Source organism: Flavobacterium fructosi (assembly GCF_042787335.1).
GTDB lineage: Bacteria > Bacteroidota > Bacteroidia > Flavobacteriales > Flavobacteriaceae > Flavobacterium > Flavobacterium fructosi.
The window spans coordinates 304,792-321,460 of sequence record NZ_JBHZQA010000002.1; the positions used below are offsets into that span (position 1 = coordinate 304,792).

The following is a 16,669-nucleotide window of genomic DNA, read 5'->3' on the forward strand; positions in this document are numbered from 1 at the left end:
ATGATGGGTGGTGGATTCTGAGTCGCTACCAATATCAAACACCTAGCGGCGTTTTTTGCAATGTAACTGTAGCTAAATTTCTTCGATTCCTAATGATTTAAAAAAATTGAAAGTCCCGTCATACATGAAAGTCGGTCTTGTAATATCTTCATTATTACCGAATGGAATATAGATTACCATTCCTTGTCTTGCTCTTGTTAGTAAAACTCTATAAGAGTTAATTAGATAGTTAGTAATGTCATTACTATTTATATTTTGCCACTTTGTACCCTTGAATTTTCTATAGTTCCATTGACTATTATCATAGAATAAATCACCATCCCAAGCAACACAAGTCCAATCTAATTCTAAGCCTTGAATATCGAATTCTGTAGCAACTTCCTCTAAAAAATAAGAAGAACGAATATCATCTTTGTCATTTAGAAACCAAATTGGCGCATCAATTTTAGCTTTTACATTTAATCCAAAAGGTCTTAAACGAATGCCACCTGATGAAGCCACAACTCCAGTTCTTTCTGAACCTTTTGCTGATTTTTTTAACCAATCTCTAGCTTTGTCTAAATCTCTGGTTATTTTAATCGGATAATCTTTTTTGATAAAATCACGATAAATAGTTGTAGCTTTTTCAATATCATTATTAATAATTTCTTGAATGAAATTTGATAGTTGAGCGCTTCTAAAAGATCTTAATGAAACGGATAGATGTAATTCATCTTTTTTAATAGCTTTCCTTTCATTTAAAACAATCAATGCTTTTTTGTCTTTAATGTAATTTTCATCCTCAATTATTTTTGAAGAATAATAAATATCCCAGTCATTGAACTTAACTGAAAATGGTCTAATCCATTCTTCTAAACCCGCTTCTCCAGTATTAATTTCTTGACCACCGCCAATTAAACAAACTATTGTGCACCAATCTTGATGTCTGTCCATAACTTCAATAAGGAATTCAGGTTCTGATTTATCAAAATCAGTAATTCCTTTATTTCGTTTCATAAAGTTAGAAGCTTGTTCTTTTGTCCAGGCTCTCTGTGCTTCGTCAAAAATAGTTACTTTTTCAATCGGTGCTTTTTCATCTTTTATAGAAGCGTCTCTAAAATGATGGATATTTTGTATAAATGATTTTACTTGAGATGATGCCAAAGATTTTGTCATCGTTTCATTTTCTTCTTTTGCAGTTTTTACTTTGTCTCTGGCTAAAGCTTCACGTAAAACATCAACTAATGGGCCGTTCCCTGATAAAAATACTGCGTGTTCTTCTTCTTTATAATTGGAACGAAGATTTGCGATATTTAATCCTGCTAAAGTTTTTCCAGCGCCAGGAACTCCGGTAATGAAACAAATTGATTTTCTATTGTTGTCTTTTGAAAAATCAATGATTTGAGAAATACATTCGGATGTTACCGATAAGTTTTCCGCTCCCGAATCACTTCTTGAAATTTCATTAACGTTATGTTTTTTATATAATGCCGTTGCGGCTTCAATTATAGTCGGAGTGGGTTTGTAAATAGAATTTTCCCAATATTCAATGTCAACTGTTTCTGCTTTTTCAAAATTTAATAATGCGGCATTAATTACCTCTGACAAATTTCCAGAATTCGCATAAATTGTTTCATGTAAATTATCGAAAATAGGGCGGTAAATATTTTCTAAGGCTGGTGCATTTTCAGCAACTAAAATTGGAATAATTATTTTGCTATGACTTCCTTCGTGAAAATTATTCAAATCTAAACCATAATCAAAAGCTTGATTGGTTGCATATTTGTCGTAAGTATTTGACCCAATTTTAAACTCCAAAACAAAAATGCAGTTGTCAATAATTAGTATATTATCAACGCGTTTTCCCATTCTAGGAATAGTAAATTCAAAATATATTTTACCGCTAAAAATTGTTATAGTTTTTTTTAGAATTTCTATTTGACTTTTCCACGCATTAGATTGTTGAATATTTAATTTATTCAAATCGTATTGTCCAGAAATCTTGCCGTAGATAGTTTGGGAATCCTCATCAATAAATTCATTAATGAAATTAGAATAGTAAGCTCTATTCATCAAACAAGTCTTTAATTTTTACATCGAGAGCTTTTGCCAGTTTTTCAACAACTTCAATGGAAACGTTTCTTTCTCCCTTTTCGATTGTTGGTAAGTAAGTTCTGTCGATTTCTGCAAGATTAGCAAGCTTTTCTTGCGAAAGACCCTTCGCTTCTCTTAGCTCTTTTATTTTTAGACCGAGTTTTTGCTTAATATTCATGTTAACAAATATTACAAAATGTGGTCTATATTGCAACGGAGTAGAGTCCGGTTTTTTTATGCCTTTGAAATAATCTATCTTTATATAGACAATTCTTTTAAACAATGACAACATCTGAAAAAATCAAATATTTAGAACAATTTCTTAATCAACCAGAAGAGAATTATGCGGATAGTTTCAAGGCGGATATCATTATGTTTTTTGATGATGATTTTTCTAAGGAAAATTCACAATTACTTTTTCTTGGGTATTTAAATTCGAAAAGAGATATTGAAAATTGGATTGATAAATTGACTTCCCGTTTTGTGATGAAATTTAATTCAGAATTCGAAACAGAAAATGACTTTATTTATGATTATTTAGAAAATGGATAAAAGCAGTCTAATGCAAATCAAAAAAAACAATCAATTCTAACTGCTTGTCAAAATTATTCTACAATAAATCAGAAAGCAATAACTCAGAGAGTCGATCATCGTGGCCGTAGATGTCATTATAAAAATGAATCGACCCATCGCGATCGACCCAAGCGGTAAAATAACCAATATAAACGGGGATTTTAGTTGTAAGGGTATATGTCTTTTCTGAGCCGCTGTTCATGGCTGCGTCTATTTTTTCGGGAGTCCAGTTTTTGTCGTCTTTTAAAATGGCGACAGCCAAATCCCTGGCACGCGCTACTCGGACGCATCCGTGACTAAAAGCCCGTTGTTCTTCATTAAATAAGCTTTTTGAAGGTGTATCATGCATATAAATGGAAAAAGAGTTTGGAAATACGAACTTTACCAATCCAAGCGAGTTTTCCAGACCAGGTCGTTGCCGTACTTTGTCACCAAGCCATTCCATGTCGTGTTCCTCCAGATAGTTCGCATTTTTGGCAATAGCCGGCAAAATCTCTTTTCTTAAAATGCTTGAAGGAACGTTCCAATAGGGACTGAATATAATTTCACTCATTTGGCCGCTAAAAACCACTGTTCTATTCAATGATTTTCCTACTACAACTTTAGATTCCAGAGCGGGTTTTCCGTTTTTGAAATAAGTAAGATTGAAGGAAGGGATATTGACCATAATGTACTGTTGTGTTTTTGTCAAACTGGGAGAAATCCATCGGCAGCGTTCCATATTTACCATGATAGTTTTTATGTGCTCATTGACAGGAATATTCATATCCTTGATGTGTTTAGGCAAAAGATCCGGATCGCGAGTAAATGCATTTCGTTCCTTGTAATGCAGGACCCCTGCTAAAAGTTCATTGTCATACCAATTTTTTTTGGAGTCAAAATTTAAATCACCTGTTATGGATAGACGGTTTCTGATTTGCAAAACGACATCAGCGGTATCTCCCGGTTTCAGCGATTTCATTTTTTTTGGCCAAACAATGGGACTCCAGCCTCCTTTTTTTTCAATATTCCGATAGTTTTGCAAGGCTTCTTTTAATTGGTAATATTGTCCCAAAAGGTCTTTGTCTTTCTTGTTGATTAAACTGGGATCTTGTAATAACGAATCTAATCTATTAACATACGATTGTTTTTTTCGGGGAAGATACCAACCTAATTCTTGCGTTTTCTGGATATCGACCCCTTTAAAAACTCTATTAAAATAGAAAAAATAAAGCGAAGACATTAGAAGTTCTATCTCTATATTTGATTCTTTCCTGTTGTCATAATCCTGAAAAATGGTTTGCATTTTCTCTTTATAAGGGACACGAATTTTCAGGCCTTCTTGATCTAAATTGTTGATTTTGCTGTACAATAAATCAGCAAACTCATTCCTGCCATTGCGGTCATACCAAACGAATTGGTAGTTGTGTTTCCGATATAGTTTGATTACTTCTGGTTTTAGGTATTTTAGTTTTGGGTATTTGGCAAAAAAAGGAGCAATCAATGTGCTGTCAAATGGCTCATTTAAAATAGGAATTGACTTTTTGTAAATAAAAGAAACAGTAGAAAAAGGAAGGGTAGTGTTACTTGCTTTGATAGTATAGGAATGACCCAATAATAGATAGTAAGGAACAGAAAAAATTAATATGACAAGTATACGTTTCATGTCAATGGATTTTATTTTTGCAACAGTAAAGGTACAAAAAAGACAGGCGGATTTGCAGGATGGAATCGGTAAAATCTCATCTTAAATTCCTGAAAGACAATTTTTAACATAAAAAAACCTCCACTTTCCTGGAGGTTCTGTTATTTATATAACGATATGATAAACAGCTATTTGCTACATAAAAATATCACATTTACCAAATTTTAACTCTTTTCTCTGGAGCGAGGTATAGCGAATCAGTCGGTTTTATATTGAAAGCCGTATAGAATTCCGGGATATTGCGCACAACGCCATTTATCCTAAATTTGGGGGGGGAGTGTGGGTCGTTTGCCACTTGGCTTCGTAATGCCTCATCGCGACTTTTTTCTAGCCAAACTTGACCCCAGCCTAAAAAAACACGTTGCTCTCCGGTGAAACCATCTAAAACAGGCGATTTTTTATCGTTAAGACTCATTTTGTAAGCTTTTATAGCGATGGATAGGCCTCCTAAATCCCCAATGTTTTCGCCTTGCGTAAATTCTCCATTAACATTGAGGTCAGGAAATACTCTGAAACCGTTATATTGTGCAATTAATGCGCCTGTTTTTTGTTTGAAGGCAACTAAATCTTTTGATGTCCACCAGTTGCGCATGACTCCATTACCGTCAAAAGTACTTCCTTGATCGTCAAATCCATGTCCGATTTCGTGTCCAATTACGGAACCAATTCCACCGTAATTTACGGCATCATCTGCGTTTGGATCAAAGAAAGGAGGCTGCAGAATAGCGGCCGGAAAAACAATTTCGTTTAACGGGGGATTGTAATAGGCGTTTACGGTTTGTGGCGTCATTCCCCATTCTGTTCTATCAACAGTTTTCCCTAGTTTGTTGATTTGTCGGTTGTATTCAAAGGTCGTAGATTTTTGTAAATTGCCATACAAGTCGCCTTTTACGACTTCTAATTTGGAATAATCTCGCCATTTGTTAGGGTAACCCATCTTTAGCGTGATTTTAGATAATTTTTGTAATGCTTGTTTTTTGGTTTCCGGACTCATCCATTCCAAGTTTTTGATGCTTTCGCCATAAGCCTTAAGAAGATTTTTGACTAAAATTGTTACTTGTGCTTTAGCTTCCGGGTGGAAATATTTTTCAACATATACTTTGCCTATAATTTCGCCAAGGTTGTTGTTTACTTTATCTACACCTCTTCGCCATAATGGTTTTTGTTTTTCAATACCCCAAAGCGCTTTACCATAAAAATTGAAGTTTTCATTGTCTAAAGCGGTATTTAATGACATTGCGGATGCATGAACGACATTCCATTTTAGGTAGCCTTTCCAAGTATCTAATGGGGTTGTTTTTATAATAGCATTGAGTGATTTAAGGTATTCTATTTGTGTGACAACAATGTTTTGCTGGTTGATAATTCCCGCATTATTCAGCATGGAAGTCCAGTCAAAATCAGGCATAAGTTGATTTAAATTTTTGACTGGATATTTATTGTAGAGCTTTACCATATCGCGGGTTAGTTCTTTTTTCATATGTTTAGAAGCTAAGGTGGTTTCTAAAGCCATAATTTTTGGGGCTAGTTCAGCGGGATTTGTTACGCCGCCCAATTGTAACATGTTTTGAATGTGAATTATATATTTTTTTCGTATTTCTATTGATTTAACATCTTTAATAAAGTAATATTCTCTGTCGGGTAATCCTAAGCCTGACTGCCATGTAAGAAGCATATAATGCATTGGATCTTTAAAATCTTCCAAAACGGCTATTGTAAATGGGGTGTTAATCCCCGTTTTGTTAGCATAACCAAAATACTTCGCTAAATCAGTGTAACTGGCAATGGCGTCAATTTTTTTATATTCGGGTAGCAAGGGTGAAATTCCTATCTGGTCTCTAGTTATAGTATCCATAAAAGCGCCATAGAAATCCCCGATTTTTTGTTCATTGGAACCATCTGTAAAACTGCCTTTTGCAGCATTGCCAATGATGGCTTTCACATCGTCCTGTGACTTCTCATATAGAATAAAGAAATTTCCATAAGAAGGCTTGTCTGCCGGTATTTTGGTGTTTTTGATCCAAATACCATTAACATAGGCATCAAAATTATCACCAGGCCTTACCGAGGTATCCATGTTTTTGAGGAATAAACCGGATACTAATTTTTTGTCTGACTTAATTTTAGTGAACGCACCAAAAATCAGAATAGAACACACTAATAAAATAAGAGTTCTAAAAGAGGAGAATTTGAATTTCATAGTATTTATCTTTAAATTTTTTAGGATATTAAAGATAAATTAAAAACAAATATAAATAATAAAATACATTGAAAATCAGATTATTGGCATTGAATAAGGGTTGATTTACATGATTTTAAATAGATGCCTCTTTACAAGCTATTCCTGTGTAATTAACGAAGCTAATTTTTCATCTTTATCGTAAATATCCTCATAAAAATGAATATCCCCTTTATCATCGACGCGAGTGGTAAAATAGCCGATGTATATGGAAACCTTGTTTTTTAGCATATAAGTGGTTTCTTTCTCGCCTTTCATGGCATCAGTTATGCGCTCAATGGACCATTCAGGATCATTTTTTAATAACAATTGGGCTAATTCCTTGCCCTTGTCCATATTGATGCAGCCGTGGCTTAAGGCTCTGTAGTTGAATTCAAATAAACTTTTGGATGGCGTATCGTGCAAATAAATATCATTTGGATTCGGGAACATGAATTTAACCAATCCCATCGGGTTTTTTCCTCCAGGTTTTTGTCTGACCTTTTCCTTAGTGGATTCCATGTTGTGCTTGGCTAAATAGTCTTTGTCACCAAACACCGCTTGTGTTAATTCATTTTCAACAATACTTTGGGGAATATTCCAATACGGGCTAAACACAATCGAAGTGACATAACTGCTAAAAACTACCGTTTCAGAAATGTTTTTGCCTACCAATAAACTAGACTCTAATTCTGTGTGACCATTTTTAGTATAAACCAATTGAAAAGCAGGGATGTTTATAAAGATCGACTCATTGGCATTTGTCAACTCAGGATCCATCCATCGGCAACGTTCCATATTTACAGTAATTGCTTGTATGTATTTCTGGATAGGTAAATTCATTCGTTGCACTTGCCAATTGGTAATGAGATAATTCGGTTGATAGCCATTTCGTTTTTTATATTTTAATACGCCTACCATTAACTCATTATCGTACACATTACTTTTGGAATCCTGTTTTAAATCTCCAGTAACATTTAGACGCTGTCTGATTTGACCAATAGTTTTTGAGCTGTCGTTCGGTTTGTATAATTTTACAGCAGTATCTGTGGCTATGTGATTCCAATTACCATTTTTTTCTATTTGTCGGTATATTTTTAAAAATCCACGGAGTTTATAATACTGCCCCAGCATGTTTTTATTGTCTTCATTCAATGAATTGGGATCAGTTAACAAGGAATCCAACACGCTGTCATAAGAGTTATTTTTTTTTGGTAAAAACCATCCGATTTTCCTGATTTTTTCGTTGTCAATTCCAAAGAACACTTTTTTGGCGTAAAATACATACATAGAAGACAGCAGTAGTTCGGTGTCGGTTTCGGAGGGATTCGCTGTTATAGATTTTGTGTCTAATATTCCCTCAATTTTATCTTGACAGGGAAATTTAGAGTCAATACCATCTTCTTCAAGTTGATTTACTTTGGCATATAACATACTGGCCAAATCAATAATTCGGTTGTCCTCGTACCAAATGGATTTGTAATTCCGTTTTTTGTACACAGCATTAACATGATATTGGTATTTTTTTATCTCGGGATATTTCTTAAAAAAGTCAGTGATTATAGCCTTGTTGACGGTGATTTCGGGTTTTCCAAAAGTGTATTCCTGAATATTTTTGGCAATAGAAAATACTTTAGCCGTTAAATTTTCATTTCGGTTACGGTAAATTGTAGTAACTGACACTCCACATACAATTACTACGATGGATAAAAAATATTTTCTCATAGTACAACTATATACATAAAGGTAAAAAAATATATTCTCAGTATAAAGTATATCCACAATTGTTTGTCTCTTTTATGAATATATTAATAAATGAATAGGAGCAGCTGTTGCCTGATTATTAAGATTTATGCTATAAATAGGCTTTTTGTTTTCACAAGGTTTTACTAATTATCATTGTTTTTACCGCACGATGGTTAAATTTGAGAATCAATACTAAACATAAAATAAATATGAAAATTCAAATCAACACAGACAAAAATATTGAAGGACACGAACGGTTAGAAGCCTATTTTTCTAGCGAATTAGAAAAAGTACTGGCTCGTTTTGAAGATAAAATCACACGTCTTGAAGTGCATCTGGGAGATGAAAATAGTGATAAAACCGGCATTAATGACAAGCGGTGTCTTATCGAAGTGCGTGCTGTAAATATGCAGCCTATTGTAGTCACTAATCATTCTGATACAACGGAGAAAGCTTTTCAAGGGTCATTAGAGAAGATGAAAAAAGTTTTGGGAACCACTTTTGATAAAATGAAAGCACACTAAAAAATCCGTTTTTGGAAGACATAAAAAAAATGACATTATCTCTTAAAAAAGATAATGTCATTTTTTTGTGGAATAGTAATTTTATACTGATCGAATCAAATGATTATTTCGCAAATATCAAGGAAGCTAATCGTTCATCTCTGTTGTAGATATCTTCATAGAAATGAATCATTCCTTTATCATCTACCCAAGAGGTAAAATAACCAATATAAACCGGGATTTTGTTTTTTAATCTATACATGGTTTCTGTATCGCTGTTCATCGCGGCATCAATCTTTTCCGGAGTCCAGTTTGGATCATTTTTCAAAATGATATTCGCTAGGTCTTTTGGTTTGGCAACTCGGATGCAACCGTGGCTAAATGCCCTGTCTTCGCTATTGAATAAGCTTTTTGAAGGCGTATCGTGCAAATAAATATTATTAGAATTAGGAAACAAAAATTTCACTTTACCAAGAGAATTATCTTTCCCCGGTTTTTGTCTCACATAACTATCATGCCATTCCATATTGTGCTCCGCTAAATAGTTTTCGTTTTCTTCTATCGCCGGAAGTATCTCCTTTTTTAAAATACTCGTGGGTACATTCCAATACGGACTAAACGCAATAAATTTCATTACGGCACTAAATACGACCGTTTTATTTAAGGCTTTGCCAACGACCACTTTAGAACGCAACTCCGGTTTTCCATTGTTGAAATAAGTTAGCTCATAAGCAGGAATATTTACAACTATGAATTCTGGTGATTTTGTGATGTCATTTGAAATCCATCGACAACGTTCCATGTTGACCGTAATTGTTTTGATGCGCTGCCCAACAGAAACATTCATGTCTTTGATGTGTGCCGGCAAAATAATTTTATCGGGAATGTTGCCACTTCTCAATTTGTATTTCAAAATTCCGTCAGCTAATACATCATCATAAACGGTACTTTTAGAATCTCTCGAAATATCTCCTGTAACGAATAAACGCTGTCTGATTTGTGCAATTGTGGTAGAATTATCACCCGGTTTATACGACTTTACATTTGGATCGATGGTAATGGTTTTCCATCCGCCCTTTTTTTCGATTTCACGGTATTTTTGCAAGACGTTTTTAAGAAGGTAATATTGGCTTAATACGCCCTTTTCGTCTTTGTTGATCAAATTAGGTTCAATTAAAAGCGAATCCAAGTAACTAACATAGGATTGTTTTTTTCTTGGAAGATACCATTCAAGATCCTTCATTTTATTGGCAGAAATACCGTGAAATACTTTGTCCGCATAAAAAAAGTAAAGAGAAGAACTTAAAAGTTCCGCAGCAATATCAGGCTTTTGGTCATTGTCTGGATCTTCGTAAATATCGGCCAATTGATTTTTATAAGGAACATCGACCTGAACACCTTCTTCTTCCAGGTTATTAAGTTTGTCATATAATAGATTGCCGAAATCATTAATTCCGTTATCATCATACCAAACATAATGAAATTGATGTTTGCGATACAGTTTCTCCACATCGCCTTGGTATTTTTGCAGTTTTGGATGATTAACAAAAAATGTTTTTACCAAGGTACTGTCAAAAGGAGTTTCGAGAGAGATTTTAGCGGCTTCTGCTTCTTTTTTGTCCTGCTTTTTACAGGAAACGGTTATGAACAAAAATGTCATAACAATAATTACAATAGGGAATGGTAACTTTCTCATAGTTTAAACTTTGAAGCGTAATAATTCATTTAAGGCTTCACAAAAATACGTCAAATGAAGTGTTGAAATACCTGTTTTGAAAGGCGAGCATTTTTTGGACGGTATGTCCTATTTTTGTTTTTTATGAGTAATTAAAAGTAGTAAAAGTATAAGTATTTGTATATCAATATTTTGTATTTTAAGTTTGTTTTTGAATTTCAACTTTTTATCCGTTTAAATGAATGTAAATCCAAAAATTATGAAATAAATAGCAGTAAATATGTAAAATTATTTTTGCTGCTTGCTTTTGTCAGGGGGCGTAAAAATACAAGCAATGTGCAAGAAAAAGCAGGCCAGTGCTACCGTCTTTACAATAGTAAAATCCTGATGAAGATGACACTGATTAAGAAGATTTAAGCTGTTTTTATTCGATGGTAGATCAAAAAATAGAGCTCAATTCTTACTGGTTTACTCGAATTAATTTATAGGAGTTACCAAAATATATGTTTAAAAATGAGGTTTAATAGGGTGCAGTTGCCAGGAATGCGATGTGCACTCAAAAGCAGTAGACAAACTAGTTTTGGTATTATTAATTCCATATTCTAATGTTTTTAGATACCTTTATTTTGAATAGTAAAAAAGTCAAATTAATTTTTTATTGCATTTAATGACCGTTGATGGAGATGAAAAAATAAAAATCAGATAGAATAAAAACCATGAATAAATACCTAAAACAAATGAAAAAAATACTGGCTGTTCTTATCGTTTTAACTTTATCCGGTTGCAAAAGCATGATGGATAACCAAACAGTTTCAAAAGAAAGTATCAATACCACGCTAGATTCCTGGCACAAAGCTGCAGCATCAGCTAATTTTAATAATTATTTTAATTTAATGACAGATGACGCTATTTTTATTGGCACCGATGCTACTGAAAATTGGAATAAAGCAGCTTTTCAAGTTTGGGCAAAACCTTATTTTGATAAAGGGAAAGCTTGGAGTTTTACTGCTTTGGAACGCCATGTTTATTTTGATGAAACGGGAAGAACAGCATGGTTTGACGAATTACTGAATACCCAAATGAAAATTTGCCGTGGTTCAGGAGTTTTGGTAAAAATAGGCAAGGAATGGAAAATTAAACACTATGTTCTGTCTGCGACTATACCAAATGATAATATAAACGAAGTAGTAAAAATCAAAACACCTATAGAAGATGCTTTTTTGAAAAAAATGAAAGACAGACAGTAAAGCCTTTGAATTAATTTTTTTGCGATGGAAAAATTGTACTAATAAAAAGGTCTTTATTAATTTTTCTTTGCTTCGGCTTTCGGTCTTATATAATTCCTTAATTTTGCGGAAATATTTGTAAAAGCGTGGGAAGTAAAAATAAATTAAAGAGATTCAAGGAAAACGAAACATTCGATAACGTTTTTCAACCAACAAGAGAAGAAGTAGTAGGGGATTTGTTTCCACTTAAAGGGAAGTGGAACGCTGAATTTTTCAAAAATGATAATCCATTGGTGTTGGAGTTAGGTTGTGGAAAGGGAGAATATTCTGTGGGTCTTGCCGAAAGATATCCTAATAAAAATTTTGTTGGGATTGATATCAAAGGAGCGCGTTTTTGGCGCGGTGCTAAAACAGCTGTTGAAACAGGGTTGCACAATGTAGCCTTCATTCGAACTCAAATCGAGTTGATTAATCATATTTTTGCTGAAAATGAAGTAGACGAAATTTGGATAACTTTTCCAGATCCGCAGATAAAATACAAACGAACAAAACACAGAATGACCAATTCCGAGTTTTTGCAATTGTATAAAAAAGTGCTCAAAAAAGAGGGTGTTGTGAACCTTAAAACCGATAGTGAATTCATGCACGGTTATACACTTGGTTTGCTTCATGGTGAAGGACACGAGGTTTTGTACGCCAATCATAATGTTTACGTAAACGAAGGAAGTCCGGAAGAAGTAACTGCTTTTCAGACTTTTTACGAAAAACAATATTTGGAAGTTAATAAGGCAATTACGTATATTCGATTCAAAATTAAAGAATAGTTTTACGGTTTTAACTGGAATTATTTTTCTTTTTTGAATGCTGATACTTAGTCTATGAATCTACTTATATCTTTAGTTTCCGGTTTTATTACTGCTTTTATAGGGATTACTCCGCCGGGGTTACTCAATATGACTGCTGCAAAAGTGAACTTGAAAGAAGGAAAAAAAAGTGCTTTATGGTTTGTTTTTGGAGCGATAATTATAATATTTTTTCAAGCTTATATAGCAATACTTTTTGCCAGATTTATTGATGATCGCCCTGATCTGGTTCTTTTATTGCGTGAAATTGGTTGTGTTGTTTTTTCAGGCTTAACCATTTATTTCCTTTTGATAGCCAAAAAACCAAAGAAGATAAAAGGAAAAATAAAGAAGCAGAGTAAAAGTTCTCGTTTTTTTCTTGGAATGTTACTTTCTGCACTTAATTTTTTTCCTATTCCGTATTATGTTTTGGTAAGCATTACCTTATCCTCATATAATTTGTTTTCTTTCGATACCTCTTTCGTTTTTATTTTTGTGAATGGGGTTGTGCTGGGAGCTTTTTTGGTTTTCTACTGCTACATCGCTTTTTTGGGAAAGATACAAAACAAAGCGGATTATATGATGCGAAATATGAACACCATTATTGGCACTATAACTGGATTGATAGCGGTCGTAACGTTGATCAATATAATAAAACATTACATGAGCATTTAGCACTTCTGTAGCTCAGGATAGTATCATAGTTACCATTTTTATTAGACTCAAATTCATGTCCGAAGATAATTTTTTCGAAAGAGTATACACTATGGCCAGACAAATTCCTTATGGGAAAGTCACGTCCTATGGAGCGATTGCCAAGGCATTGGGAACAGGCCGTTCCGCACGAATGGTTGGGTGGGCCATGAACGCTTCCCATAATATGGAAGATGTTCCAGCACATCGGGTAGTGAACAGAAAAGGACTGCTTACCGGAAAACTCCACTTTGACGGAATAAATCTCATGCAACAATTACTGGAAAATGAGGGGATTGTTGTGGTTGATAATCAGATAATGGATTTTGATAAACACTTTTGGCAACCTGAAATACAATTTTAGGACCTTCTTTAAATCCTAATCTTCAAAAATGAAGTGTTTGTTAAAAAAATCAATAACCACCATCAATTTCCACATCAATAAATGCAATGCAAATCCTTTATAATAAGAACTTTTCACAGTATCTTTGTAATCTGAAATCAGTTTAAATAAAGATAATATTCTGGTGGTAACACGCCAATAGAAAACAGTTAACTAAAAATGAAATTAGATAGAAAAGAGATTCTTAAAGCTTTAGAAACGATTACTATAGCTGGAGAAGGGAAAAACATGGTAGAGAGTGGCGCAATAGCGAATGTAGTTACTTTTGGCGATGAGGTGGTAGTAGATTTAGTATTACACACACCAGCGATGCACATTAAAAAGCGAGCGGAAGACGATATCAAAAAAACAATTTTTGAATTAGTGTCTAGGGAGGCTAAAATCAAAATCAATAGTAAAGTTGAGGTTCCAGACAAACCAGAAATAAAAGGAAAACAAATTCCAGGAATAAAAAACATTATCGGAGTTGCCTCTGGTAAAGGGGGTGTAGGAAAATCTACAGTAACTGCAAATTTAGCGGTATCATTGGCTAAAATGGGGTTCTCAGTAGGGATCCTTGATGCTGATATTTACGGACCATCGATGCCAATCATGTTCGACGTAGAAAACGAAAAACCAATCTCTATAACGGTAGATGGGAAATCAAAAATGAAACCGGTTGAAAGCTACGAAGTAAAAATTCTTTCAATAGGATTTTTTACAGCACCAAGTCAAGCGGTAATATGGAGAGGACCGATGGCTTCCAAAGCATTAAATCAAATGATTTTTGATGCAGATTGGGGAGAATTGGATTTCATGTTGGTTGATTTGCCCCCGGGAACAGGAGATATTCACCTTTCAATCGTACAGTCATTACCTATTACCGGTGTTGTGATTGTAAGCACACCACAAGCGGTAGCTTTGGCCGATGCTAAAAAAGGAGTTTCTATGTTTATGTCTGAGGCAATAAATGTACCTGTATTGGGAATTATTGAAAACATGGCGTACTTCACACCAGAAGAATTACCTGAAAATAAATATTACATTTTCGGAAAAGAAGGGGCCCGAAATCTTGCAGAAGATTTAGAAGTTCCGTTCCTTGGAGAAGTGCCAATCGTACAATCAATCCGTGAAGCGGGAGATTATGGTCGTCCTGCAGCCATGCAAACAGGTTCAATTATCGAAACTGTTTTCGAAGAAATAACCCGTAATGTAGTGCAAGAAGTAGTGAGTAGAAACGAAAATTTGCCGGCGACTGAAGCGGTTAAAATTACAACTATGGCAGGTTGTTCAGCAGTAAAAAAATAGAAATTAGAGTGATTGAATGATTTTTAATCTTTCAATTTTCTAATCTTTCAATCTTTAAATAAAGAAAATGACAACAGAAGAATTAACAATAGAAGTTCAAAAAGCACTTGAAGAAATCAGACCTTTTTTGAACTCTGATGGAGGTGATATTACATTGATTTCTATCGAAGACGACAAACATGTAAAAGTGCGTCTTGAAGGAGCATGTACCAGTTGCAGTGTAAACCAAATGACATTGAGAGCCGGTGTGGAAACTACCATCAAAAAATTTGCTCCCCAAATAGAAACTGTTGTAAATATCCTATAAATGTTAGGGCGTGCCCCTTTTAAGGAAAAAAGCTACTCAATACAAGGAGTATATGCCTTTTTTCTTAAAACGGTCGGGCTATCCGCGCTACTTCGGTAGCTGGCTTTTATCCCTCACGCAAACTCACAACTCATAACTTATAACTCATAGCTGATTTTATGGATGTATTAATAAAAATTAAAGACAGAGAAGGAGTAGTGCATGAATTACAGGCTCCCACAGATATGGCCATGAACATCATGGAATTATGTAAAGCCTATGAACTACCTGTAGAAGGAACTTGTGGCGGAATGGCCATGTGTGCTTCTTGTCAATGTTATGTGCTAAATGATGTCGCATTACCTGAAATGGGAGATGATGAAGAAGCGATGCTCTCAGAAGCGTTCTACGTAAAATCTAACAGTCGATTGGGTTGTCAAATCCCAATTACCGAAAGCCTCGAAGGATTAGAATTGGAATTGGCTCCGGAAAATTAAAGTAAAGCGTTCATCTTGGTGAACGCTTTTTTTATATATAATCTTTTAGATTGGTGGGGCCATCAAGCACTTCTCTTACAATTTGTAAAATACCGTTGTCCTTGGTGTCGATGTACCATTTTATTAGTGTGATAGTTCCGTTTGAAATCTCAATGCCGGTAATGCTTCGAGGGTGTACGCAGCTCCCGTCATTAAAATAAGGGGTTGAATTTTGACTAGGGTACGAAAAACTAGGGCGATGTGTATGTCCTACTATAGTAATCTTTCGATTGTTGTTTTCAATCCATTTTTTTATCCGCAGTTCGACTTTTATACGTTCTACATAGTTCTTTGCAGGACTGGTTGGATCAGATATGCCCCAAATTTGTAAAGGTTTCCATAATACAGCAACCATAAACCGGTTGATTTTCCAACCTAGATAATTCATGAAATCCGCTTGATGACCATGCGTTAAAAAGAGTTCTTGATTGGTTTCCTTATGGACTAAAACGATGGCTTCGTGACATTTTATATCGGTAAATAAAGGTTCGATTCGGTCGTTTTGAGTATTTATATATGTTGAAAGCGTTTTTTCTGCATGATCTTTATTCCGAAAAACCATATCATGATTTCCCCAGATTTTATGGTATCTGTTAGAATCATGAAATTTCTTTAATAAAAGATAAACGTTTTTATGTGCTTCAAAAATGGTTTTAAAGAAAATATTTTCCCATAATTCATCGCCGTCACCCAACTCACAATATTCAAAACCATCATTATAATACTGGTTCATTGCATGAAAATAGACATTTCTATTGTTTGCAAAATCATCAGCAAAACTATTGTCGCTCCGGTGGCAGTCGCTGAATAGAATAAACTTTGATTGATCATCAAAAGGAATTCTTTTAGCTTCTTTATAGGCTTTTGTTAGTCGTTCTTGGGAAGACATTTGTATGTTTTAAAAAAATAAAGATATATAAAAAC

The 16,669-nt window shown here is 34.3% G+C and carries 16 protein-coding genes; 9 read left to right on the top strand and 7 right to left on the bottom strand.

Features of this window, described 5'->3' with window-relative positions; genetic code table 11:
- Window positions 1-72: 72 nt before the first annotated feature.
- Entirely contained in the window at window positions 73-2,052 is a 1,980-nt protein-coding gene (locus ACFX5D_RS04255; protein WP_379857012.1) for a DUF2075 domain-containing protein, read from the bottom strand.
- On the bottom strand, window positions 2,045-2,251 hold the full coding sequence (locus ACFX5D_RS04260) for a helix-turn-helix domain-containing protein (RefSeq protein WP_379857013.1): 207 nt from the start codon (window positions 2,249-2,251) through the stop codon (window positions 2,045-2,047). The genes ACFX5D_RS04255 and ACFX5D_RS04260 overlap by 8 nt, the downstream gene beginning before the upstream one ends.
- Window positions 2,252-2,355: 104 nt before the next feature.
- Here ACFX5D_RS04260 and ACFX5D_RS04265 point away from each other — a divergent pair, with 104 nt between their 5' ends.
- The gene (locus tag ACFX5D_RS04265; RefSeq protein WP_379857014.1) at window positions 2,356-2,625 is read left to right on the top strand and encodes a hypothetical protein; all 270 of its coding nucleotides are present in this window, start codon (window positions 2,356-2,358) and stop codon (window positions 2,623-2,625) included.
- 58 nt (window positions 2,626-2,683) lie between these two features.
- Here ACFX5D_RS04265 and ACFX5D_RS04270 read toward each other — a convergent pair whose 3' ends face one another.
- The 3 genes from ACFX5D_RS04270 to ACFX5D_RS04280 all read right to left on the bottom strand — a co-directional run bounded on the left by ACFX5D_RS04270 (window position 2,684) and on the right by ACFX5D_RS04280 (window position 8,273).
- Window positions 2,684-4,291 carry a L,D-transpeptidase family protein gene (locus ACFX5D_RS04270; protein ID WP_379857015.1) on the bottom strand — a complete coding sequence of 536 codons (1,608 nt, stop codon included), beginning with the start codon at window positions 4,289-4,291 and terminating at the stop codon, window positions 2,684-2,686.
- Between the two features lie 193 nt (window positions 4,292-4,484).
- Window positions 4,485-6,530 carry a M13 family metallopeptidase gene (locus tag ACFX5D_RS04275; RefSeq protein ID WP_379857016.1) on the bottom strand — a complete coding sequence of 682 codons (2,046 nt, stop codon included), beginning with the start codon at window positions 6,528-6,530 and terminating at the stop codon, window positions 4,485-4,487.
- A 138-nt stretch (window positions 6,531-6,668) separates the two neighbouring features.
- Window positions 6,669-8,273 (bottom strand): L,D-transpeptidase family protein, encoded by a 1,605-nt coding sequence (locus ACFX5D_RS04280; RefSeq protein WP_379857017.1) that lies wholly within the window; start codon window positions 8,271-8,273, stop codon window positions 6,669-6,671.
- 230 nt (window positions 8,274-8,503) lie between these two features.
- On the opposite strand from ACFX5D_RS04280, the gene ACFX5D_RS04285 reads away from it, so the two are divergent.
- Window positions 8,504-8,818, top strand: coding sequence for an HPF/RaiA family ribosome-associated protein (locus ACFX5D_RS04285; protein WP_379857018.1), 315 nt, complete (start codon window positions 8,504-8,506; stop codon window positions 8,816-8,818).
- A 103-nt stretch (window positions 8,819-8,921) separates the two neighbouring features.
- On the opposite strand, the gene ACFX5D_RS04290 is transcribed toward ACFX5D_RS04285, so the two are convergent.
- Window positions 8,922-10,493 (bottom strand): L,D-transpeptidase family protein, encoded by a 1,572-nt coding sequence (locus tag ACFX5D_RS04290; RefSeq protein ID WP_379857019.1) that lies wholly within the window; start codon window positions 10,491-10,493, stop codon window positions 8,922-8,924.
- Between the two features lie 716 nt (window positions 10,494-11,209).
- Between ACFX5D_RS04290 and ACFX5D_RS04295 the strand changes: the two genes are divergently transcribed.
- The 7 genes from ACFX5D_RS04295 to ACFX5D_RS04325 all read left to right on the top strand — a co-directional run bounded on the left by ACFX5D_RS04295 (window position 11,210) and on the right by ACFX5D_RS04325 (window position 15,706).
- On the top strand, window positions 11,210-11,719 hold the full coding sequence (locus ACFX5D_RS04295) for a nuclear transport factor 2 family protein (RefSeq protein ID WP_379857020.1): 510 nt from the start codon (window positions 11,210-11,212) through the stop codon (window positions 11,717-11,719).
- Window positions 11,720-11,844: 125 nt separating this feature from the next.
- Complete coding sequence (trmB, locus tag ACFX5D_RS04300) at window positions 11,845-12,522, top strand: tRNA (guanosine(46)-N7)-methyltransferase TrmB (RefSeq protein WP_379857021.1); 678 nt, start codon at window positions 11,845-11,847, stop codon at window positions 12,520-12,522.
- Between the two features lie 54 nt (window positions 12,523-12,576).
- The gene (locus tag ACFX5D_RS04305; RefSeq protein ID WP_379857022.1) at window positions 12,577-13,215 is read left to right on the top strand and encodes a LysE family transporter; all 639 of its coding nucleotides are present in this window, start codon (window positions 12,577-12,579) and stop codon (window positions 13,213-13,215) included.
- 55 nt (window positions 13,216-13,270) lie between these two features.
- Entirely contained in the window at window positions 13,271-13,597 is a 327-nt protein-coding gene (locus tag ACFX5D_RS04310) for an MGMT family protein (protein WP_379857023.1), read from the top strand.
- Window positions 13,598-13,795: 198 nt separating this feature from the next.
- Window positions 13,796-14,923, top strand: coding sequence for an Mrp/NBP35 family ATP-binding protein (locus ACFX5D_RS04315; protein WP_379857024.1), 1,128 nt, complete (start codon window positions 13,796-13,798; stop codon window positions 14,921-14,923).
- Window positions 14,924-14,990: 67 nt separating this feature from the next.
- A complete protein-coding gene (locus ACFX5D_RS04320; RefSeq protein ID WP_073205171.1) occupies window positions 14,991-15,230 on the top strand; it encodes a NifU family protein in 240 nt (79 codons plus the stop codon).
- Window positions 15,231-15,388: 158 nt separating this feature from the next.
- Window positions 15,389-15,706 (top strand): 2Fe-2S iron-sulfur cluster-binding family protein, encoded by a 318-nt coding sequence (locus ACFX5D_RS04325; protein WP_035668621.1) that lies wholly within the window; start codon window positions 15,389-15,391, stop codon window positions 15,704-15,706.
- A 31-nt stretch (window positions 15,707-15,737) separates the two neighbouring features.
- Here ACFX5D_RS04325 and ACFX5D_RS04330 read toward each other — a convergent pair whose 3' ends face one another.
- Window positions 15,738-16,634, bottom strand: coding sequence for a serine/threonine protein phosphatase (locus ACFX5D_RS04330; protein WP_379857025.1), 897 nt, complete (start codon window positions 16,632-16,634; stop codon window positions 15,738-15,740).
- Window positions 16,635-16,669: the final 35 nt, after the last annotated feature.

Excerpts from the sequence above, each read along its gene's own strand:
- ACFX5D_RS04255 (WP_379857012.1), bottom strand. The coding sequence starts at position 2,052 with ATGAATAGAGCTTACTATTCTAATTTCATTAATGAATTTATTGATGAG.
- ACFX5D_RS04260 (WP_379857013.1), bottom strand. The coding sequence starts at position 2,251 with ATGAATATTAAGCAAAAACTCGGTCTAAAAATAAAAGAGCTAAGAGAA.
- ACFX5D_RS04265 (WP_379857014.1), top strand. The coding sequence starts at position 2,356 with ATGACAACATCTGAAAAAATCAAATATTTAGAACAATTTCTTAATCAA.
- ACFX5D_RS04270 (WP_379857015.1), bottom strand. The coding sequence starts at position 4,291 with ATGAAACGTATACTTGTCATATTAATTTTTTCTGTTCCTTACTATCTA.
- ACFX5D_RS04275 (WP_379857016.1), bottom strand. The coding sequence starts at position 6,530 with ATGAAATTCAAATTCTCCTCTTTTAGAACTCTTATTTTATTAGTGTGT.
- ACFX5D_RS04280 (WP_379857017.1), bottom strand. The coding sequence starts at position 8,273 with ATGAGAAAATATTTTTTATCCATCGTAGTAATTGTATGTGGAGTGTCA.
- ACFX5D_RS04285 (WP_379857018.1), top strand. The coding sequence starts at position 8,504 with ATGAAAATTCAAATCAACACAGACAAAAATATTGAAGGACACGAACGG.
- ACFX5D_RS04290 (WP_379857019.1), bottom strand. The coding sequence starts at position 10,493 with ATGAGAAAGTTACCATTCCCTATTGTAATTATTGTTATGACATTTTTG.
- ACFX5D_RS04295 (WP_379857020.1), top strand. The coding sequence starts at position 11,210 with ATGAAAAAAATACTGGCTGTTCTTATCGTTTTAACTTTATCCGGTTGC.
- ACFX5D_RS04305 (WP_379857022.1), top strand. The coding sequence starts at position 12,577 with ATGAATCTACTTATATCTTTAGTTTCCGGTTTTATTACTGCTTTTATA.
- ACFX5D_RS04310 (WP_379857023.1), top strand. The coding sequence starts at position 13,271 with ATGTCCGAAGATAATTTTTTCGAAAGAGTATACACTATGGCCAGACAA.
- ACFX5D_RS04315 (WP_379857024.1), top strand. The coding sequence starts at position 13,796 with ATGAAATTAGATAGAAAAGAGATTCTTAAAGCTTTAGAAACGATTACT.
- ACFX5D_RS04320 (WP_073205171.1), top strand. The coding sequence starts at position 14,991 with ATGACAACAGAAGAATTAACAATAGAAGTTCAAAAAGCACTTGAAGAA.
- ACFX5D_RS04325 (WP_035668621.1), top strand. The coding sequence starts at position 15,389 with ATGGATGTATTAATAAAAATTAAAGACAGAGAAGGAGTAGTGCATGAA.
- ACFX5D_RS04330 (WP_379857025.1), bottom strand. The coding sequence starts at position 16,634 with ATGTCTTCCCAAGAACGACTAACAAAAGCCTATAAAGAAGCTAAAAGA.